Annotated in this window: 21 protein-coding genes and 1 pseudogene; 12 read left to right on the top strand and 10 right to left on the bottom strand. The window is 57.0% G+C overall.

Going from position 1 to position 20238, the window contains the following annotated elements; all coding sequences use genetic code 11:
• The first annotated feature begins 62 nt into the window (after window positions 1–62).
• The 4 genes from ABLV78_RS18940 (at window position 63) to ABLV78_RS18925 (ending at window position 2721) form a co-directional block, all read left to right on the top strand.
• On the top strand, window positions 63–398 hold the full coding sequence (locus ABLV78_RS18940) for a DUF3302 domain-containing protein (protein ID WP_045361908.1): 336 nt from the start codon (window positions 63–65) through the stop codon (window positions 396–398).
• On the top strand, window positions 398–1540 hold the full coding sequence (locus ABLV78_RS18935) for an HlyD family secretion protein (RefSeq protein WP_032714019.1): 1143 nt from the start codon (window positions 398–400) through the stop codon (window positions 1538–1540). The genes ABLV78_RS18940 and ABLV78_RS18935 overlap by 1 nt, the downstream gene beginning before the upstream one ends.
• 115 nt (window positions 1541–1655) lie before the next feature.
• Window positions 1656–2081 (top strand): KPN_00521 family repetitive protein, encoded by a 426-nt coding sequence (locus ABLV78_RS18930; protein WP_015367842.1) that lies wholly within the window; start codon window positions 1656–1658, stop codon window positions 2079–2081.
• A 175-nt stretch (window positions 2082–2256) separates the two neighbouring features.
• Window positions 2257–2721, top strand: a complete 465-nt coding sequence (locus ABLV78_RS18925; RefSeq protein WP_015704660.1) for an RcnB family protein — start codon at window positions 2257–2259, stop codon at window positions 2719–2721.
• A gap of 89 nt (window positions 2722–2810) precedes the next feature.
• On the opposite strand, the gene ABLV78_RS18920 is transcribed toward ABLV78_RS18925, so the two are convergent.
• Complete coding sequence (locus tag ABLV78_RS18920; protein WP_015704661.1) at window positions 2811–3401, bottom strand: lipid-binding SYLF domain-containing protein; 591 nt, start codon at window positions 3399–3401, stop codon at window positions 2811–2813.
• Window positions 3402–3637: 236 nt separating this feature from the next.
• Here ABLV78_RS18920 and ABLV78_RS18915 point away from each other — a divergent pair, with 236 nt between their 5' ends.
• The 3 genes from ABLV78_RS18915 (at window position 3638) to ABLV78_RS18905 (ending at window position 6696) form a co-directional block, all read left to right on the top strand.
• Entirely contained in the window at window positions 3638–4816 is a 1179-nt protein-coding gene (locus ABLV78_RS18915; RefSeq protein ID WP_045393387.1) for a M20 aminoacylase family protein, read from the top strand.
• Window positions 4817–4835: 19 nt separating this feature from the next.
• A complete protein-coding gene (locus tag ABLV78_RS18910; protein ID WP_015367838.1) occupies window positions 4836–5612 on the top strand; it encodes an ABC transporter substrate-binding protein in 777 nt (258 codons plus the stop codon).
• A 130-nt stretch (window positions 5613–5742) separates the two neighbouring features.
• The gene (locus ABLV78_RS18905; protein ID WP_047049442.1) at window positions 5743–6696 is read left to right on the top strand and encodes an aldo/keto reductase; all 954 of its coding nucleotides are present in this window, start codon (window positions 5743–5745) and stop codon (window positions 6694–6696) included.
• A 270-nt stretch (window positions 6697–6966) separates the two neighbouring features.
• Here the strand turns inward: ABLV78_RS18905 and ABLV78_RS18900 are convergent.
• The 5 genes and pseudogenes from ABLV78_RS18900 to ABLV78_RS18880 form a co-directional block, all read right to left on the bottom strand.
• Window positions 6967–7080: pseudogene (locus tag ABLV78_RS18900) on the bottom strand (IS110 family transposase); the annotation flags it as partial.
• 11 nt (window positions 7081–7091) lie between these two features.
• Window positions 7092–7883, bottom strand: coding sequence for a MoaF C-terminal domain-containing protein (locus ABLV78_RS18895; RefSeq protein WP_047049438.1), 792 nt, complete (start codon window positions 7881–7883; stop codon window positions 7092–7094).
• Between the two features lie 25 nt (window positions 7884–7908).
• A complete protein-coding gene (locus ABLV78_RS18890) occupies window positions 7909–8685 on the bottom strand; it encodes an SDR family NAD(P)-dependent oxidoreductase (RefSeq protein WP_047049436.1) in 777 nt (258 codons plus the stop codon).
• 87 nt (window positions 8686–8772) lie between these two features.
• Entirely contained in the window at window positions 8773–10506 is a 1734-nt protein-coding gene (locus tag ABLV78_RS18885; RefSeq protein WP_047049435.1) for an arylsulfatase, read from the bottom strand.
• A gap of 45 nt (window positions 10507–10551) precedes the next feature.
• Window positions 10552–11739: an anaerobic sulfatase maturase gene (locus tag ABLV78_RS18880; protein ID WP_047049434.1), complete on the bottom strand. Its 1188-nt coding sequence runs from the start codon at window positions 11737–11739 to the stop codon at window positions 10552–10554.
• 425 nt (window positions 11740–12164) lie between these two features.
• On the opposite strand from ABLV78_RS18880, the gene ABLV78_RS18875 reads away from it, so the two are divergent.
• The 5 genes from ABLV78_RS18875 (at window position 12165) to ABLV78_RS18855 (ending at window position 16053) form a co-directional block, all read left to right on the top strand.
• A complete protein-coding gene (locus ABLV78_RS18875) occupies window positions 12165–12848 on the top strand; it encodes a helix-turn-helix transcriptional regulator (RefSeq protein WP_045393597.1) in 684 nt (227 codons plus the stop codon).
• A 117-nt stretch (window positions 12849–12965) separates the two neighbouring features.
• Window positions 12966–14159: an MFS transporter gene (locus tag ABLV78_RS18870; protein ID WP_045393369.1), complete on the top strand. Its 1194-nt coding sequence runs from the start codon at window positions 12966–12968 to the stop codon at window positions 14157–14159.
• Window positions 14156–15271 (top strand): histone deacetylase-like amidohydrolase, encoded by a 1116-nt coding sequence (locus ABLV78_RS18865; protein ID WP_047049433.1) that lies wholly within the window; start codon window positions 14156–14158, stop codon window positions 15269–15271. Before ABLV78_RS18870 ends, ABLV78_RS18865 begins: the two co-directional genes overlap by 4 nt.
• A gap of 116 nt (window positions 15272–15387) precedes the next feature.
• On the top strand, window positions 15388–15690 hold the full coding sequence (locus ABLV78_RS18860) for a type II toxin-antitoxin system HigB family toxin (RefSeq protein WP_045393363.1): 303 nt from the start codon (window positions 15388–15390) through the stop codon (window positions 15688–15690).
• Window positions 15691–16053, top strand: a complete 363-nt coding sequence (locus tag ABLV78_RS18855; protein WP_172408062.1) for a helix-turn-helix domain-containing protein — start codon at window positions 15691–15693, stop codon at window positions 16051–16053.
• Between the two features lie 18 nt (window positions 16054–16071).
• Here ABLV78_RS18855 and ABLV78_RS18850 read toward each other — a convergent pair whose 3' ends face one another.
• The 4 genes from ABLV78_RS18850 to ABLV78_RS18835 form a co-directional block, all read right to left on the bottom strand.
• Window positions 16072–16626: a DUF3156 family protein gene (locus ABLV78_RS18850; protein ID WP_047049432.1), complete on the bottom strand. Its 555-nt coding sequence runs from the start codon at window positions 16624–16626 to the stop codon at window positions 16072–16074.
• Window positions 16604–18103 (bottom strand): APC family permease, encoded by a 1500-nt coding sequence (locus ABLV78_RS18845; protein WP_047049430.1) that lies wholly within the window; start codon window positions 18101–18103, stop codon window positions 16604–16606. Before ABLV78_RS18845 ends, ABLV78_RS18850 begins: the two co-directional genes overlap by 23 nt.
• A 373-nt stretch (window positions 18104–18476) precedes the next feature.
• Window positions 18477–18842 (bottom strand): cupin domain-containing protein, encoded by a 366-nt coding sequence (locus ABLV78_RS18840; protein WP_025714914.1) that lies wholly within the window; start codon window positions 18840–18842, stop codon window positions 18477–18479.
• Window positions 18843–18855: 13 nt separating this feature from the next.
• Window positions 18856–20157, bottom strand: coding sequence for an NAD(P)/FAD-dependent oxidoreductase (locus ABLV78_RS18835; protein ID WP_015367823.1), 1302 nt, complete (start codon window positions 20155–20157; stop codon window positions 18856–18858).
• Window positions 20158–20238: the final 81 nt, after the last annotated feature.

Raw genomic sequence — 20238 nt, 5'->3', positions numbered from 1 at the left:
CGGGCTTGCTGACGCCTGTATAAAGTGAATGTGAAATACGTCACACATTCTGGAGTTATTTTATGACCCTGGATTATATTGCTTTAGCCATCCTGATTGCGGTGGTGCTGATTTTATTTTATGGAATTATCGTGATCCACGATATTCCCTATGAAATTGCCAAAAAAAGAAATCATCCGCACCAGGATGCGATTCATTACGCCGGCTGGGTGAGCCTGTTTACACTGCATGTGCTGTGGCCGTTTTTGTGGATCTGGGCCACGCTGTGGCGGGAAGACCGTGGTTGGGGAATGCAACAGTTAAACGCCGAACAACACGATTTACATCAGCGTCTGGATGCGATGCAGGCGGAATTAAATCGTCTGAAAAATAGCGCCGTCAATCAGGAGGGTAAATAATGGAAACGTTATTACTGCTGTGTTATGCCGCCTTGTGTATCGTGATATTTAAAGTATTCCGTATTCCATTAAATAAATGGACGGTTCCCACTGCGGTATTAGGTGGCGTGATACTGATTGGCATGTTAATCCTCGGTATGAATTATAACTTCCCCTATAGCGAAGTCGGGAAGCAGGTTTATCGCACGGTGCCCATTGTTTCGCAAACCCGCGGTCGAGTCACCAGCGTGCCGGTGAAACCAAATCAGATGCTGCATGAAGGCGACATCTTGTTCACCATCGACCCAACCCCGTTCCAGGCGAAGGTGGACGACCTGACCGCACAGGTGAAAGCGGCCAGCCAGGATGCGTTGTCGCTGGATGCGGGGTTAACCAGCGCGCAGGCTGATTTAAGCAAAGCGGTCGCCGAGCGCGACCGGGCCCAGCGTGAATACGCCCGCTTCCAGGCAGGTCATGATAAAGGGGCCTTTTCCGATCAGATGGTCGATACCCGTCGCCAGAACTGGAAAGCCTCGCAGGCGGCGGTTGACGCCGCCCGGGCAAAGGTCGCACAGGCGCGTAACGATCTCAATTCGGTGGTGCACGGCGAGAACACTAGAGTCGCTTCGCTGCTGGCGCAGCTGCGCGAGGCGCAATTTAAGCTCGATAACACGGTGGTACGCGCGCCGTCTGACGGCTATGTCAGTACCGTCGGCCTGCGTCCTGGGACCATGTCCACCGCGTTGGGGCTGAAGCCGGTAATGACGTTTGTGCCAACGGATAATGCGAATTCACGTGAATACGTCGCCGCATTCCGTCAGAACGCGCTGCAGCGTTTGCAAAAAGGTGAACAGGCTGAATTACTGTTCCCCTCTATTCCGGGAACCGTATTTAAAGCGCAGGTCGCGGAAGTGCTGCCGGCGATTGGCGAAAGCCAGTTTCAGGGTCAGGGGACGTTGCTGACGGCCAACGATCTGGCGGCGCGCGGCCGAGCGCTGGTGGTATTAAAAGTGACCGACGATCGTCTGGCAAATTATCAGCTGCCGCAGGGCGCGGATGTCGAAGCCGCCGTCTATTCGGAACATTTTGAGCACCTGTCGCTGATAAGAAAGATCCTCATCCGTATGAAAAGCTGGGAAAGCTATCTCTATCTCGATCACTAAAACGACGGAATAGCGGTCAGGCAGTTTTAAGAACTTTTCCTAATGCCAAGCGCAGAAGCTTATGCCATGCTGAATGTGACTCGTAACATAAAGCACGCGTTAAGAGAGGAAAAATATGAAAAAAGCAATGATTGCACTATCCGCTATTCTGGTCGCTTCTCCGGTATTCGCGGCAACCACTACACATGCAACCGATGATACCGTGGCCGCAGCCCACGAAAATGCCAACACGGCAAAAGAAAAACTGCACCAGGCGCAGAATCAGGGCGAAGAGATGAAGCTCAAGTCCAAACATGCTGCTGAAGGGAAAAGCGATAGCGTCGGCAGCCAGATAAGCGAAGGCACGCAGAAAACCTGGAATAAAACCAAAGAAGGCGCCGAGAAGGGCTGGGATAAGACCAAAGAAGGTACTGAGAAAGGCTGGAACGCCACTAAAGAAGGCGCCAGCAAAGGTTGGGATAAAACCAAAGAAGTCAGCGAGAAAGGCTGGGATAAAACCAAGCAAGGCGCTGAAGAGTTAAAGAATAAAGTCTCTGAGTAATACTGACTCGCTGAGAACAAAAAAGGTCGCGTTAGCGGCCTTTTTTACGTCTGGCGCTCGCTGAAATTATTGTTTGCTGTCCTCCTGAATTAGCCAGGAATAGTCCTGGATAGGTTGCTAATCACTATTTCTCCACATTTGCAGGGTAAAAAAGAGATATATCAGGAGGTGTACTATGAAAAAGATGATTTCTCTGGCGGTTATTTTATCCTGTGTGCTGAGCGCTCAGGCTTTTGCCGATGGTCCAAATGACGGTCATCGTCCGGGGCAACAGCAGGTATGGCAGAATGGCCCGAAGCAGGGTGACCAGAATGGACACCACCAGCCGGGCGGTCCTGGCGATAACCATCAGGGCAACAATGATAGCCGCGGCCCGGACCGAAGAGGTCATGACGATCGTCGCCAGGAACGCCATGAACAGGACCATTTCGCCTGGAGGGGTAACGATTTCCGTAAAGGCCATCCGGCGCCGGAGCATTATCGCGGTGATGAATATCGCGTCAGTAACTGGAACGAACGTGGTCTGCCGCGCCCGCCGGAGGGGCATCACTGGTCTTATATCGATGGCAATTACGTGCTGATAGCCGCAGCGACCGGAATTATTACTTCAATTCTGGTAAGCGGCGCCCTCGGTCATTAAATAATGATACTTGCGGCATGGCATTCGCGCCGGGTCAGGCTAACGTCTGACCCGGCTTATTGATGCTAACTTGTACGGACCGCAGTGGATCACCTTTTATTCAGCTCGTCATCCGGCCAGTATTTATAACCGTTGACCATTGCCTGAGCCGCCAAACCTTTCTCGGTGATTTCATAAACGTTGACTTTTGACGGCAGCGAAGAGGTATCTTTCGCCACGCCGTTGGCTGACGCGCCTATCGGGGCGATGCCGTTGTCGTCATATTTCGCTGCCGCGTTGGCATCCGCGCCGACCATATAGCCTTTAGTAATGAAAGTATTCAAGGCGTCTTTATCGTGGAATACCAGTACGGTGCGCAGCTGTTTCACGCCCATACCCACACCGGCGCCGCCCTGGGCCATTTTCATATAAGTATCTTTGCCCGTGGCGCTATTTTTCACCACGCCGTAACCGCTGCCGAAGCCAAAGACTAATATCTTGCTACTGTTGCTGGCGAAGACCGCGTAGCCCTTTGAATGCTGGATATCGCTACGCGCTTCCGGGTACAGGCTATAGAGTTTACTGAGCGTGTTGGTACGCATCTTTTGGATGCTGGCGCGTTGCTGGCTGGCGGTGTCGCCCTCAGCGCTGCAGCCTGTTAGCGTCAGCGCGCAGGCAAGTAAAAGTAAATGATATTTCATGGCTGTTTATTTTTATTTAAAACTGAATTAAAGCGGGGATAGTAGAGTAAGTGTTGGTGTGTAACCCATAAAATAAACGTTTATATTTAAATTTTGCCAGTTTTAATGGTTATTGTTCTGCGATTTGTCTGTATTAAAAATATGATGGATGGTGTTCCAGCAATTAGAAATGCTACTTGCATAAACTTTGAGCCAGGATAACGTGTTAACTTCTTAATCTATTCCCGGAGAACGGCATGTCTGATTGTGTAATTCCAGAAATTAAAGCCACGGAACAAGAAATGATTTCTATCCGTCATTATTTACATGCCAATCCGGAATTAAGTCTGGAAGAGTTTAATACCAGCGAGCTGGTTGCCGGCAAACTGGCGGAATGGGGCTATCAGGTGACCCGCGGCCTCGGTAAAACCGGCGTCGTCGGCAGCCTGAGCAAAGGCGACTCGCCGCGCACTATTGGCCTGCGCGCCGATATGGACGCATTACCGATTTATGAAACCACCGATTTACCCTGGGCCAGTACGGTACCTGGAAAAATGCACGCCTGCGGCCACGATGGCCACACCACGATTTTACTGGCGGCGGCGAAGTATATCGCTTCGCCGGCCTGCCAGTTTAACGGCACGGTGCATCTGATTTTCCAGCCCGCGGAAGAAGCCATCGGCGGCGCGGATCTGATGATTAAAGATGGCCTGTTTGAGCAGTTCCCCTGCGAACGCATCTTCGGTCTGCACAATATGCCGGGATTACCGGTTGGCAAGCTGGGCTTCTATGCCGGCAATTTTATGGCCTCGGCGGACACGGTCAAAATCACGATTACCGGCTACGGCGGCCACGGCGCCCATCCGGAACGCACCGTCGATCCTATCGTCGCCGGCGCGGCGCTGGTGATGGCGTTGCAGAGCATCGTCGCGCGCAACGTGCCGCCGGGTGAAACGGCGGTCGTCAGCGTGGGGACTTTCCAGGCCGGCATCGCCTCGAACGTGATTCCGGAGAGCGTGGTGATGGAGCTCAGCGTGCGGGCGATGAAGCCGGAAATTCGCGACCTGCTGATCAAGCGTATTCAAGAGCTGACCGAATTTACCGCCAAAAGCTATGGCGCCAGCAGCGACGTCGAGATTTACGACTCCTATCCGGTATTAACCAACAGTAATGAAGAGACCGATTTCGCCCAGGCGCTGGCGCTGGAAGTCTTTGGCCGCGAAGGGGTGCTGGAGTCGGTATCGCCAATGAACGCCAGCGAAGATTTCGCTTTTATGCTGCGCGAGCGTCCGGGCTGCTACTTCCTGCTGGGCAACGGTGAAAAAGGCGAGAAGGGCGGCTGTATGGTGCATAACCCCGGTTATGACTTTAACGATGACATTATCAGCACCGGCGCGACGCTGTTCGCGCGTTTAGTGCAAGCGCACTGCCGTTAATCCCTGGAGAAAATCTCGAATGAAAAAATCACTGTTGTTATGTTTGGCATTAATGGCGTCGACGTCGGCGCTGGCCGCCGGGGCGAAAGAGATCCGTTTTGGCGTTGATCCGACCTTTGCGCCGTTTGAATGGAAAGATCCGCAGGGCAAGCTGGCGGGATTTGATATCGATTTAGGCAACGCGATTTGCCAGCAGCTGCAGGCGAAGTGCGTGTGGGTGGAAAGCAACTTTGACGGCATTATCCCGGCGCTAAAAGCGCGTAAGTTCGATGCGATTCTTTCGGGGATGTATATGACCGAGAAGCGTAAAGAGCAGATTGCCTTTAGCGATAAGCTCTACAACGGGCCGGTATTTCTGGTGGCGCGTAAAAATACCCTCAAAGGCAATACGCCGGAGCAGCTGAAGGGGAAAACCATCGGCGTCGAGCAGGGGTCGGCACAGGAAACTTATGTGAACCAGTACTGGCGACCGCAGGGTATCAACATTGTCGCCTATCAGGGCGCCGATAGCGTGGTGCGCGACCTTGAATCAGGCCGCCTCGATGGCGCGGTGCTCTCCGGCATGATGGCCGATTACAGTTTCCTGCAGCAGCCGCAGGGCAAGGATTTCGCCTTTGTTGGCGGACAGCTGCAGGATAATAAACTGTTCGGCGCCGGGGCGGCGATTGGCCTGCGTCAAGGCGACGATGCGCTGCGCGAAGAGATAAATGGCGCGATTGCGAAAATGCTTGCCGACGGCACCTACAAAAAACTGGCCGGGAAATATTTTAGCTTTGACGTTTATTCCGGGACATAATGTCAGAGTGTACCCTGCGGGCATGGACTGCCCGCCGCAAGATTCCTTTTCTGATTATCCACTCGACATCCTCTTCAGACCCCCTGCGGTTATCTGAGGGAAACAGAATATAAGCTAAGGAGTAATCGGCATGATGACACGTCCATTGGGCAAAAGCGGATTTTCCATCGCCCCATTAGTATTTGGCGGCAACGTCTTTGGCTGGACCATCGATGAGAAAACCAGTTTTGCCATTCTTGATGCTTTTGTTGACCACGGTTTTGATGCTATCGATACGGCGGATGTGTACTCCCGCTGGGCGGAAGGCAATCAGGGCGGTGAATCCGAAACCATTATTGGCCGCTGGCTACAGGCGCGCCCCGGCATACGCGATAAAGTCAAAATCTTTACCAAAGTCGGTTCTGATATGGGGCTACCCGGCCATAAAGGATTGAAAAAAGCCTGGATCCAGCAGGCGATTGACGACTCGTTGCGCCGCCTGAATACGGATTACGTCGACCTCTATTTCGCCCACTGGCCGGATCCTGAAACGCCGATCGATGAAACGTTAGAAGCTTTCCAGGCGCTGCAGCAGGCCGGCAAGGTGCGGGCGATTGGCGCTTCAAACCTCGACGCCGGACAGCTGTCATCGGCGCTGGAAGTGGCGCGTAAAGGCGGCCTTCCGGCCTGGCAGGTGCTGCAGCCGGAATACAACCTCTATCACCGCTCCGCCTTTGAAGGAGCGCTTCGCGATCTCTGCGTAAGCCGCGATATAGGCGTGGTGACCTACTACAGCCTGGCTTCCGGCTTCCTGAGCGGTAAGTATCGCCAGCCGTCCGATTTAGCGCAAAGCCAGCGCGGCAGCGGCATCGCTAAATATCTCAATCCACGCGGAATGCGGATTATTGACACGCTGGTCGCGGTGGCGGAAGAACAGGGCGCGAAGCCTGCCGAAGTGGCGTTGGCGTGGCTGATGAGCCGGGAAGGCGTTACCGCGCCGATTGCCAGCGCCACCAGCCTGGCGCAGGTGGAAAGTTTTGCCCACGCGGCGGCGCTGAGCCTCAGCAGCGAACAATTGGCGCGGCTCGACAGCGCCAGCGCCTGAGTCAGTCCCTCACCCCGGAGGCGGCGCGTTGCGCCTTGTCCGGGCTACCAAATCGCACAGTGCGTAGCCCCGGTAAGCGGTAGCGCCACCGGGGATTTTGCGGCACCCAACCTCGGCAGTTTCAGCCAGCGTGGTGAATAATTAACGGCGGGCCGCACGAACGGTAGGCCGGATAAGGCGCAGCCGCCATCCGGCGCAAAGGTGCTCCATATCCGCGGATGTTGCCCGGCGTAGCGACACATGACCCCCTTTACTCATCAGGCTCACCCGCCGTTTCTGCTCCTGAACATGCATTTCCGTCAGCGCCTGATGCCGAAGCACCCGCGCCCGCAGGGCCCGTTCAACCGGATGGGGCGCTTCCCATATCGCCGGGCGCTTCTCCCGGCCACGCAATATTATTCCTGATGGCGGGTGACGTTGAGGATCTTCGCGCTCGCGCCGACCGGGAAATTACTCAAGGCGCCAAAATCACTGCCCTGATAACCCATGATCTTACCATCGGTGCGCATCTGCTGAAGATCGATCAAGATAGCCCCCAGCGTGGGAATGATTTTCTCCCGCCAGACGAACAAATAGAGATCCTCCGCCACCTGTACGTAATGGCAGCGGTCGACATCCGCCAGCCCCTTTTCCACGCCGTCCAGACACTGCCAGGCGTAAAAATTATAATTGAGATAGATGTGTTCATAACGCTCGGTCGGGCTATAGGTGTACTGATTGCGCATGCCGACCAGCGCGGTGGTAAAGTCCGGCAGCGGCCCCGGCTGGGCATCCAGGCGGGCGAAGACAAATCGCGCCTCGACGGCGGTCAGCGGCAACCCTTGCTCTACCCGGCTGAAGGCGTCCAGCCGCGCGGCGGCTTCGTCCGGTAGCTGGCCGTATACCAGCGTGGCGTTGCGCTGCGTCAGGTTGCATACCGCGCTGATACTGGCGTTATCGCGCTCCGGGTCAAGAAAATCGATAAACAGAATATCGGGGCGCAGGGCGGTTGCCCGCCAGGGCGCGCGTTTGCCGTTCCAGAGCAGAGTCTGGTCATTTTCGATAATCAGCTGCTGCGGCTCGCTCCCGGCGGCATAAAAGGTAAAGCGTTCGCCTGCGGGCAGACTGGCGGTGGCCAGCAGGTTGCCGTGCGGGGCAAAACCATCGGCCAGCGCGCCGACCTGGATAAATACGGCTTCTGAAGTCATGTGAGCTCCTGAGTAGAGTGGGGCGTTAAGTAAACGCCAGCGTTGGAACATCGACGATGCTGGAACCGCCGTCGGCGACCAGCGTCGCACCGCTGATAATGGCGGCCTGCGGCGAGCAGAGAAATTGGCAGGCCTGCGCTATTTCATCGGGGCTGGCGGGGCGGCGTAGCGGAACGTCGCGGCACACCCGTTGATAGGCCTCGGTAAGCGACAACCCTTCCTCCCGCATCAGCGGAATCATCTCTTCATCCGCCATCGGGGTGGTGACCCAGCCGGGGCAGATGGCATTGGCGCGGACGCCCTGTGGGCCGTAATCGCGGGCGACGGAGCGCATCAGGCCGATTAACGCGTGTTTGGCGGTGACGTAGCCACAGGCCTGCGGCCCGGCGGCAAGGGAAGCGATGGAGGCGACGAACAGTACATTGCCGCGGCTGGCGATAAGCGAAGGCAGGCAGGCGCGCACGCTGACGAAAGCGCTGTTCAGGTTCGCTTCCAGCGCCTCGCGCCATTGGCGATCGCTGGTGTCGGCGGCGGCGCTATTGCCCATGCCGCCGGCGCTGCAGATGAGCACATCGATACCGCCGGTTTGGTCGAGAATTGCCGGTAGCAGCCGTTCCCGCCAGACATTGCCGTCGGCGGCATCGCCCACCAGCGCCGTCGCGCCGGTTTCATCGGCGATCTTCTGTAACGTTGCTTCGCGTCTGCCGGTAATAAACACCCGCTCGCCCGCTGCCGTCATCAGCCGCGCGCAGGCGGCGCCAATCCCGCTTCCGCCGCCGGTAATCACCACGACTCTCGCCATCCGCTCTCTCCTGTAATGGGTTCAGGATTACCTTAGAAAGCGAGTCAACTTCCGGCTATCGTCCAGAAGAACGATAGCCGGGTTTGTTTATTGGCCCTCGTTCACAGGAATCGCCTGCGGCGCAGGCACCGGCTTCATGGTTGCCGGATCGACCGCCAGATAACGCCCGGTTTTGTTATCGATACCGACATAATCGATCATCTTGCCCTGCGCTTTGGTAACCATGGTGCGCTTAGCAAATGCCTCGTAGGCGTCGCTCATGGCTTTGACCCGGTCGGCATGTTGGGCCGCGACGTCATGCGTCTCCAGCGGATCGTCATGCAGATTAAACAACTGCCATGGCGCGTCGCCGGCGCTGAGGTCGAGCTTCACTAAGCGCCGCAGCTTCCAGTCGCCATCGACCCAGGCGGCCTGATTATGCAATTCGACGCCGTACTTTGAGCGCGGTGGCGTCTGCGTTTCCCCGGTCAGATAGCGCTTAAAGCTGACGCCAATCATCGGCAATACGGGTTTCTTCGCCAGTGATTTGTTGGGATCGATGCCGGCAAATTCGTATAGCGTCGGCGCCACGTCGTACACCGCCATGGTTGAGGCGTCGATTTTACCGCGCCGGGTAATGCCGGGACCGGAGATCATAAAGTCGGTATTGATGCCGCCCTGGGCGCTGGTGGTTTTGTGATAATTGGCGTAGGGGGCGTTGCTGACGTTGGCCCAGTGGGGGCCGTAGGAGACAAAGGATCCTTTGCGGCCCACGTTGTCATAGCTGTTATCGAACTGCTTCCAGAATTCGGGGGTAGATTCGTAATAAAAACCCTGTGCCGGGTTGGCGCCGTTATCGGTTAAAAATACCAGCAGGGTATTTTTATCGCGCCCGGTTTGTTTCAGCGTCTCCATCAGCGTGCCGATTTGCGCGTCCATATTGGCGATCATCGCCGCATACACCTGCATGACTTTCGCCGTATATTTCTGCTGTTCTGGCGTTAGCGCTTCCCACTCTTTATCCAGCTCCAGATGTGGCAGCGGGGTGTCGTCATGAATGATTCCCAGCGCTTTCAGACGGGCGATGCGCTGGCGATAGACCTCGGCGTAACCCTGCTCATACTGGCCTTTAAAACGTTTGATCCACTCATCCGGCGCCTGCAGGGGGTCATGAGGGGCGGTGAAGGCGAGCCAGGCGAAGACCGGCTGCTCCTTCGGCGTCGCTTTAATCCAGCTATTCATCTGGCGGGCGTAAGCTTCGCTGGAGTAAAAATCATCCGGCAGGGAGATGCGCTCGCCATCGCGGGTATAGTAAGTGTGGAACGCCTCGACGGTTCCGAGCGGTATCGCATCGTTAAAGTGGCTGGTGCCGCCGCCCATAAAGGCGAAGGAGTGGTTAAAACCGCGGTCCTTCGGCGTGGCGCCGGGAACAAAACCGAGATGCCATTTGCCGGCCATCAGCGTGTTATAGCCGGCATCTTTAAAGCGTTCGGCCATGGTGGTGACGCGGTCGGTCAGCCGCAGTTCGTAACCCTCTTTGCCAATGGTGCTGTCGTACCACCACATGCCGCCCATCCCGGCCTGCTGGTTACTGTTGCCGGTCAACAGCATCGAACGCGCCGGGGCCGACATCGGTGAGGTGTAATACTGGCTCATGCGGATACTTTGCTCCGCCATGGCCTGCAGGTTGGGGGTGGGGATCTCACCGCCGAAGGGGCTAATATCGGAATAACCCATATCATCGGCGATAATCACGATGACGTTTGGATGCTCATTCTGTGCGCCGTGCGCGCCGCCGGCGAGGATCATGCTGACCGCCGCGGCCATGGCTTTTTTGTTCACGACTGACTCTCCTGTTCATAGTGGGACAACCATCAGGGCAAAGGGCTACGCGGGATGCGCGGCCCCAACAAACGCGGCCCGCCAGGCTTTCAGGCCGTTAAGGTCGCGGGAAAAGGGACGTAATGGCGCGAGGATTTCGCTAAAGAAACGGTAATAACCGCCGCATAGACGATTGTTGCCAGCGGCGTTGAGATGCGCGGGGCAGCCGCCCTGGCAGACCATTTTTACGGAGCAAGTCTGACATTCGCGGCGCAGGCTTTTTTGCTGGCCGAAAGGGAGCTGAACGGATGCGTCGACCGCGGCGGCGAGCGTCTGCTCGTCAAGGCGGCCCAGACGGTGTTCGGCGTTGATCAGATGATCGCAGGCGTAAAGCTGGCCGTCAGACTCCATCACCAGATTGCTGCCGCAGCGGGCGCTATGCACGCAGCTGCCGCTGGTATGGGTAAAGTACTGCGCCCACGCCTGTTCGATATTGATGACGAACACCCGCCCCATATCGCAGCGCTTTTGCCACTGTCGCCAGATACCGACCATAAAACGCCCCCAGTTATCGGCGCTGAGCTGATAACCCTCGCGCAGCGCCGCGCCTTCGCTCATTAGCGGCTGGAACTGCAGATAGCGCGCGCCAAGCGTGACCACCCGGTCATAAATCGCCGCCGCGTGGGCGGCCATCTCGTTATGCACCACCACCAGCAGATTAAACTCCACCTGATGCTGGTGGAGCAGGGCGATACCGCGTAGCGCCGCCGGCCAGGAAGCCTGCCCGCGTTTATCCGGTCGATGGTGGTTTTGAAGCGCTTCGCTACCTTCGAGGCTGACGCCGATAATAAAGCGATGTTCGCGAAACAGCCGGCACCAGGCGTCGTTGATAAGCGTCCCGTTGGTCTGCAGGCTATTGCTGATGGTTACGCCGTCAGGGGCGTAGCGCTGCTGCAGGGCGAGCGCTTTTTTATAAAAACTTAACCCGGCCAGTAGCGGCTCGCCGCCCTGCCAGACAAAGTTGATTTCCCGCGCGCTGGCGGGCTGGGCGGCAATATAGCGGCGGATAAACTGTTCCAGTCGCGCCTCGTCCATCTTCCTGACCGGCGTTTCATCCTGCGGGTAGTAGCAGTAGCGGCAGGCGAGGTTGCAGGCGGGGCCAATCGGTTTCATCAGAATATGAAACGGCAGCGATGAGCGCGGTTCGACGGCCAGCGGAATTTGCTGCTGGCGTAAGGCGGCGATATTCAGCATCGGCTTATCCTCTATTAATTGCTGGCCTGGGGCGGCATATTTGGGCAATAGCAAGTCAGGCGTAATCCGTTGATTAAGCCGCGGCGTTAAATTATCGACATCCTTTTTAGGGTATAAATGAAAAAATGCAAAAAACTATCGTTCTTAAGGATGAGATCGGACCTGCCAATATAAGGGTTTTTAATCCTCACGAGAAAATAACGCGTGATGTTAATAACTTTTGTTTATGTTTTAACGCCGCTACGTTAACAGATAGCAGGGCGATTTTTAAATGCTTTAAATAACAATGTATTGATGAAAAGTTTGTAATGGATATCACATTGTTAACATGTTAATGATTGTGTTACTTAAATGTGAAATGTATGCTTCATCTTACTCTGGTAATCCGCGTGTTACGCACCACCACCTTGACGGGGGGAAATATCATGTCTGCTTTATTAAAAGCCAGTCGTAATGATGCGATAATAGCCCGTTGTTTACAGACTATTTCACAGTTAATTCCACTGTCTTCAGCGGTTTTTTATCGAGTAAATAATCGTTTAAAACCTGAAAACTATATATTGCATAATATTTCGGATAATACACACCAACAATATCTGGAAAGCTTCCAGCCGTTGGATCCGCACCTGCCGGCGCACTTTAGTCACCAGAGTACGACCATGGCAGCGATGACGCCGCGACTCTGTGACCGCAACCGCCACTACTATCATGAATTTATGTTGCCGAATAACGTACGCGACATGACCGAAATCTTTATTCGCCGCGAACGGCGGATCGTTGCCGGTATCTCGCTGATGCGCGACGTGCCTTTTTCCAGCGAGGAACGCCTCCGGGCCCAGGCGGTACTGCCGCTGGTGGAGCTGGCTATTCGCGATTTCCTGCAGGAAGAGGATCAACTCCCTGCCATCCTGACGGCCAAAGAGCGCGAAATCGTCGGCATGGTGCGTGAAGGCGCCAGCAATAAGCTGATTGCCCGCCAGCTGGATATCTCGCTCTCGACGGTGAAAACCCATCTGCGCAATATTTTCGCCAAGACCGAAGTCGTCAACCGGACTGAACTCGTTTCCCGAACCTGGATGCCTGCCGCTCAGCGTACGCTGCATCTGTAATCTGACTATCGCATCCCGCGCGCGCCGTGGCAGCACGGCGTTTTCCTGATGCCTGAGGGTATCACTCCCTGGATAACCGTCCGGGGGGAGGCTTTTTTGACTGGAGCACGCCCTACGATGTCGAGTACACCTCTTTCTGAAAATAGCCTTTCCCGGCCTGGCGGGCTGGTGGTGTCGCTGCGTTTGCTGGCGGCGATTGTCATTTTCGCCGCCATTGCGCCGGGGATTTTAATGACCGCGCCGGCGGTGGCGGCGCAACTGGCCAGCGAATGGCACCTTAAACCCGGACAGATCGGCTGGCTATTTTCGGCGGAGCTCGGCGCGATGAGCCTGGCGACGCTCCCGGCGTGGTGGTGGATGAACCGCCTGGACTGGCGGCGGGTGGCACTCGTCGCCTGCGCGGTATTTCTGCTCGCTAACCTTGCTTCGGCGGTAGTCACCCAGTATGCGTCGCTGCTGGCGGTACGCTTTATTGCTTCCCTGGCGGGCGGAACGCTAATGATTTTGTGCATCAGCTGCGCGGCGGGAACGCCGAATCCATCGCGGGTGTACGCATTTTGGGTACTGGGGCAGCTGCTGTTAGGCATGCTTGGCCTGCTGGTGTTGCCCGGCCTGTTCGTGACCTTTGGCCTGAAGGTCGTTTATCTGCTCCTCGCCGCCATCATGCTCTGCTGTTTGCCGCTGGTTTCCGCCTTCCCGTCGCGTTTTCAAGCGCAATCGGCTTCCCATCGCCAGCCACCTGCGGCGTCGTGGCGTAAGGCGCTGGCGGTACTGGCGGTTCTCACCTTCTATATCAGCCTCAGCGCGGTATGGACCTTTATCGGCACCATCGGCAGCGGGGCAGGGTTGAGTCCGACAGAGGTCGGTCTGGTGCTAGCGGCGGCGACGGTGTTCGGCATTATCGGCGCCGGCGGCGCGGCTCTACGCGGTACCCAACGTCCGGACCGGCTGGCGGTGTGGCTGGGATACGCGCTGCTGATCGCCAGCGTGCTGTTACTGACGGGCCATCCGCTGCTGGTGCGTTACGCCATCGCGGCGTTGCTGTTTAAGTTCACCTGGACTTTCGTGCTGCCCTTTATCCTCGCTCGCGTGGCCGCGCTTGATAACAGCGGCCGGTTGATGAACAGCATCAATCTGGTGATCGGCGGCGGAATGGCAGCCGGCCCGGCGCTCGCGGGGGCCTTACTGCAACACTTCGCCAGCGCCAATCCGTTGCTGGCGGCGGCAGGCGCCTGCGCGCTGCTGTCTCTGATTTTGATTGCGGCGGCGTCGTCCGCCGGAAAAGGTTTAGCCAACGGGAGGATAGAGTGAAAAGAAAAACCGGTTTCTTCTTTGATGAACGTTGTTTCTGGCACAGTACCGGCCTGCATGCGGTAACGCTGCCGGTCGGTGGCTGGGTACAGCCGCCCGCCGGCGGCGGCCATGCCGAGTCGCCGGAGACCAAACGGCGGATGAAAAACCTGATGGACGTCTCCGGGCTGACGCCGCAGCTGGAACTACGCAGCGCGGCGGCGGCGAGCCTTGAGGACCTGCGGCGGATCCATCCTGATAGCTATCTTGAGCGTTTTAAGGCAATCAGCGATAACGGCGGCGGCATGCTCGGCAAAGAGGCGCCGCTGGGACCGGGGAGTTATGAAATCGCCTGCCTTTCCGCCGGACTGGCCTGTGCCGCCGTGGAAGCGGTGCTTAAAGGGGAACTGGATAACGCCTATTCGCTGTCGCGGCCGCCCGGACACCACTGCCTGCCGGACCAGTCGATGGGGTTTTGTTTCCTCGCCAATATTCCCATTGCCGTTGAACGGGCGAAAGCGTCGCTGGGGCTCGGCAAGGTGGCGATTATTGACTGGGACGTTCACCACGGTAACGGTACGCAGCATATCTATCTGCAGCGCGATGACGTGCTGACTATCTCATTGCATCAGGACGGCTGCTTCCCGCCGGGCTACTCCGGCGAGGACGATCGCGGCGTTGGCGCGGGCGAAGGTTACAACATCAATATTCCGTTGCTGGCCGGGGCGGGCGACGACAGCTGGCGCTATGCGCTGGAAACTATCGTCATTCCCGCGCTGGCGCGTTTTGAGCCGGAACTGATTATTATCGCCTGCGGCTATGATGCCAACGCGATGGATCCATTAGCGCGGATGCAGCTACATAGCGACAGCTTCCGGGCGATGACCGAACAGGTCCAGCAGGCGGCGGATCGCCTGTGCGGCGGGAAACTGGTGATGGTGCACGAAGGCGGCTACGCCGAGTCCTACGTGCCGTTCTGCGGCCTGGCGGTGATGGAAACGCTGAGCGGCGTGCGCACCGAGGTTCAGGATCCGCTGCTGGAATTTATTCAGCAGCAGCAGCCGCGCGCCGCATTCGCGCAGTTCCAGCGCCAGGCCATCGATCGGCTGGCGCAGCAGTTCGGTCTGCTATAAAACGCCTCAGCTTCCCCGCTGTGATGGCGGGGAAGGGCAAGACGCAATGTGACTCAAAAGTCCCGTTTTGGGACTTTTTTCTTTACCTGGTCCCGAATTGGGACTAATATCCGTCCATGAAGATAATCTCAGTGAAAGTACTCAGGGATTTCTGGGCGGAGAATCCCGACGCGGAACAACCGCTAAAGGCTTGGGTGGACGAGGCAATAAAGGCTGACTGGAAAACCCCGGCGGAGATTAAGGACCAATACCGCAGCGCAAGCATATTGAAAAATAAGCGGGTGGTATTCAACATAAAGGGAAATGATTATCGGTTAATTGTAGCTGTTGCTTATCTGCGGGGATGGATGTTCGTTAAGTTTATCGGAACGCATAAGGAATATGACGTGATAAACGCTGAGACGATAGAGAGGAAGTAAATGATGAATGTTAAGCCTATCCGCACTGAACAAGATTACGAAGCCGCGTTAAGCGCGGTTGAACCTTTTTTTGATAATGAACCAGCGCCTGATACGCCAGAGGGCGATTTTTTTGAGGTGATGTGCTTGCTCATTGAAGAGTATGAGAAAAGGCACTATCCCATCGAGCCGCCCACCCCCATTGAAGCCATAAAATTTCGCATGGAGCAGCAGGGGCTTACCGTAAAAGATCTGGAACCAGCGATTGGTAAATCTAATCGCGTTTATGAAATTCTCAATGGCACGCGTAACCTGACGCTCCCGATGATTCGCCGGCTTCATGCACAGTTCGGCATTCCTCTGGAGAGTCTGATCGGCGCGTGATGTCATGGCAATATGGTCTTAATCATTGGTTTTCTCAGCCATCCACTGACTTACCGCCTGGTTAATCATCGCCAGCACGCTGAGCAGCAGCATCCGCTGCTGCGCTTCGAGCTTCAGATAACGGCGCAGCGGCGGCATTTTACAGACCACTTCGCTGGCGGCCCAGGGTTCAATGCAACAGCGCCAGCCGCTATCGTCAAAGGTCAACGAAAAGCGGCGGTAGTCCAGCTCGCTTAAGGTGTGCTGGAGATTAGGAAAACCGTTGAGATAGCCGGCGAGCTCCGCGCTCTCTTTACTACCGATAAAGCGGATGGGCTGACGTTTCAGCCAGCCGGATTGGTGGGCGCGGATCTTGCCGCGAGCGGGCCGGGTAACCGGCCCCTCGACGACAAACTCGCAGCTGTGAATGCTGGCCATAAATAGCCGCTTCTGGCGCACGCTGAAGATGACGGCGGTGGCGTCGTTCAACCGCAACATCGCGCTGCGTTCGCTGAGTTTTTCGCTCGGCCAGCCCGCTAAGTCGCGCTGCACCGCGTTCATTAATGGCGTTTCAAACCAGGGGACGGAGGGCATCAGGCGTCATCTCCCCGCGGGTCTGTTTCTCATAATTGCCGATAGCGCGCTCGACCACCTCTTCCACCTCCAGCGGCTTGAACGGATTAACGCGCTGTACGCATAGCGTCCAGAACAGAGCATAGGCGGCGGTCAGGCCGAGCATAATCCCGAACGGCACCAGCACCTCGCGGCTGTCCATCCCCGGTGGGGTAATATTCACAATCGCGATGATAATCCCGACGCTGGAGATAATCTGCGGTAGCGGGAACCACGGCGAGCGGTAGGCGCGCGGCAGGTCAGGGCGGCGAATGCGCAGCATCACCACCGACAGCGTGACCAGCAGATAGGCCACGCCCCAGGCGCATACCGCGGCGAGGATCAGCGGTACGATACGGTCCAGATCGCCGTTCAGGTACCAGGCGTGCAGGCAGGGGATGGCCACCCCGATGGCAATCGCGATCACCGGTGTTTTGAAGCGCGGATGCAGCCAGGTAAGAAAACGCGGCAGCGCGCCGTCCAGCGCCATACCGTAAATAATACGCGGCACCGCGGCCATCAAAGTATTAATCGTGGCGCAGCCCGCCAGCAGCAGGCCGACCCCGAGCCAGTACTGGCCGGCGTGGCCCATCACCCGCTCGGCGAAGGCCGGGATCGCCATCGGCGTGTCCAGCAAATGGACGTTATTCGCCGCATCGATCACCACGTTTTCCACCTGGCGGTTAATCGCCGCGCCATAGATAAACATGCAGCTGGCGACCCCCAGCAGACCCAGCGCCATCGCCCGCGGAATGGTGCGGTGGGCTTTTTTGATTTCCGGCGCCATCGGCGTCACCAGTTCGCAGCCGACGAACATAAACATCGCCATGCCGATATAGCCGAACAGGCCGGAGATATCGCTAACGTTCAGCGGCGTGCCGAACCAGCCGGAAAGATGAGTCACCGGCGCCATAAAAATGCCGCACAGGCCGAAAATGGTCAGCGTTGTCCACATGCCAAAGGTAAGCACCACTTCGACCTTGCCGAAAATTTCCACGCCAATGGCGTTGAGCAGGCCGAAAATGACCACCATACCGACGCCCACCATCCAGGTGTTTTGATGGGCGGCCATCTGCGCGTTGACCGATTCGAAGTTCACCAGCGCCATAATGCCGGCGAGAATGGTCTCCGCGGTGCCGGCGAAGATATGGACGATAAGATAGGCGCACAGCGCGCCGGTAATGGCGAAGAAGCGGCCCATACCGCAGGATATATAGTCGTACACCGAGCCGGTGGTAGGGATTAACGTTGCGGCTTCGGCGAAGGTAGTGACCTGTGCTTGCATCATAATAAAAGCCAGCAGTACCGCCAGCGCGAAGGTGTCGCCGCCCATGCCGAATCCGCTGGTGACCGTCAGGATCACCGGGCTTGCCATAATCAGCCCAACCGAGCTGGCGAGGGTCGTCGGAAAGCCGACGACGCCGCGTTCAAGATGGCTGGCGAGTCTGTTACTAAACATAGTCAACCTCTGCACAATGTAGGGGAGGGCAGGGAATAGCCAGCGCCACTCCCGGATAGTCATAATTTAGGCGGGCATCCTGCTCAACGAATATCGTCCGGAAGGTGGAGAGCAACGGGTGAATCTGTGACGTAGTCCATGAATGTGGCGGTTGATAAACAAGATGGCCCCGGAAAGCGGGGCCATCTGTCTTGCCACGTTGCGCGTATTTCTACCGGGTGGCGGCTAGCGCCTTACCCGGCCTACGGTCCGTGCGGCTTGCCTTTAATTTGGCCTCAAAACCCCGGTAGCGCCGACGCTTATCGGGGCGACAGCGCTGTGCGATTTGGTAGCCCGGAGAAGGCGTAATGCGCCGCCGGGCATTATCAGCGTGTTAGCGCGTCTCGACGTTCGCCAGATAGTGTTTGACGAAACGTGGGGTGAGGATTTTCCACTCCACTTCGGTGCCCTGTTTGACAAACCAGCTGTCCCCCGGCGCGAAGCGCTGCGGCTCGCCGCCGGCGACGGTCAGTTCAACTTCGCCCTCCAGCACGGTGGCGTGTTCGGTAAACGGGTAGGTCATGGTGAAGCTCCCTTCGGTGGACGAAAACAGTCCGCAGGTAAAGGCGTCCTGCGGCTCGCCGTATATCATCGCGCCCGCTACCTGCGGGTCGCCGGCGGTCGGCGTCGCGCCGAGCAGGCTGACGCTGCCGATCGGCTGTAGTTCAGGTACCGGGTGTTTGAGTTTAAAAGCGTGCATAGCGTTCTCCTGATTAACTCCGGCCTTTCCAGAAACCGGCGGTTTGATGCATCAGTTTTCCGGCGGTGACTAATAGCAAGCGCAGGCTGTCACGGCCGTGGATGGTCGCGTGGGGAATGCTGCTTAGCAGACGATAGCGGTCGGAACCGCCATTGATCCCTTCGGCGAGGATTTTGCACACGATGTGCGAGGGGGTGACGCCGAAGCCGGAGTACCCCTGGACGTAAAAGACGTTGTTATGGTCGCGTAAGGTGCCAATCTGCGGGAACAGGTTGGCGCTACAGGCCATCGGCCCGCCCCAGGCGAAATCGATCTTCACATCTTTCAGGTATGGGAAGACCTCCGCCAGCAGCGTACGGTTCCAGGCGGCGAAATCGTTCGGCGTATACTCCACGAAGCGGGTAGCGCTGCCGAACAGCAGGCGGTTTTCACGAGTGACGCGGTAGTAGTTAATCACCGGGCGAATATCGCTGAAGGCGCCGCGCAGCGGGCTGATGCGCTCGATCAGTTCATCGGAGAGCGGCTCGGTCGACACCTGATAGGAGTAGGTGACCAGCGTTTTGTTGTAGATCTCCGGCTCCATATTGTTGAGGAAGCTGTCGCAGGCCCACAGTAGTTTGGCGGCTTTAACGCTGCCCATCGCGGTGCGCACCCGTACCTGTTTGCCGTAATTCACCTCCACCACCGGCGAGGATTCGAAAATCTTCACCCCCAGCGAATGCGCGGCCTGCGCCGAACCAAGCAGCATATTGAGTGAATGGATCTGCCCGCCGCCCATATGTTTCAGCGCGCCGCAGTAGACCTCGGAACCGACCACCTGCTGCACCTCTTTCCCGGTATACAGTTCGATTTCTTCATCGGGGGTGGCGGCTTTAAACTCCTTCTCCCACTGGCGTAGCGTTTTAAGCTGCCGCTGGTTATAGGCCAGGTAGCCGTAGCCGGGGACGAAATCGGCGTCGATATTATATTTGCGGATGCGTTCGCGAATGATACCCGCGCCGAGGTTGGCGATTTTAAATAGCGTCTCCAGCCCCTCTTTGCCGACGTGTTTTTTCACCGCTTCGATATCGTGGCCGATTCCAGCCATCACCTGACCGCCGTTGCGCCCGGTGCCGCCATAGCCAAGATGGCGCGCTTCCAGCACCACCACGTTGGTGATCCCCTGTTCCGCGAGTTCGAGCGCGGTGTTAATGCCGGAAAAGCCGCCGCCGATAATTACCACATCGGCTTCGATATCTTCCCGCAGCGCCGGAAAATGGAGCTGGTATTTCTTCGTCGCGCCGTAGTAGTTCAGCGCATCGATTTTAATATTCATCGCGTTACCCTGTCGTATTGCCTGGCTCAATGTCCTCATCACAGCACGCCGCGCGGGCGCTGAATATCGTCCGGAAGAATG

The organism is Klebsiella sp. CN_Kp075 (genome assembly GCF_040065055.2).
GTDB lineage: Bacteria > Pseudomonadota > Gammaproteobacteria > Enterobacterales > Enterobacteriaceae > Klebsiella > Klebsiella aerogenes.
Note: the sequence above shows the minus strand (reverse complement) of the source record. Positions and strands in the feature narration are given on the sequence as shown.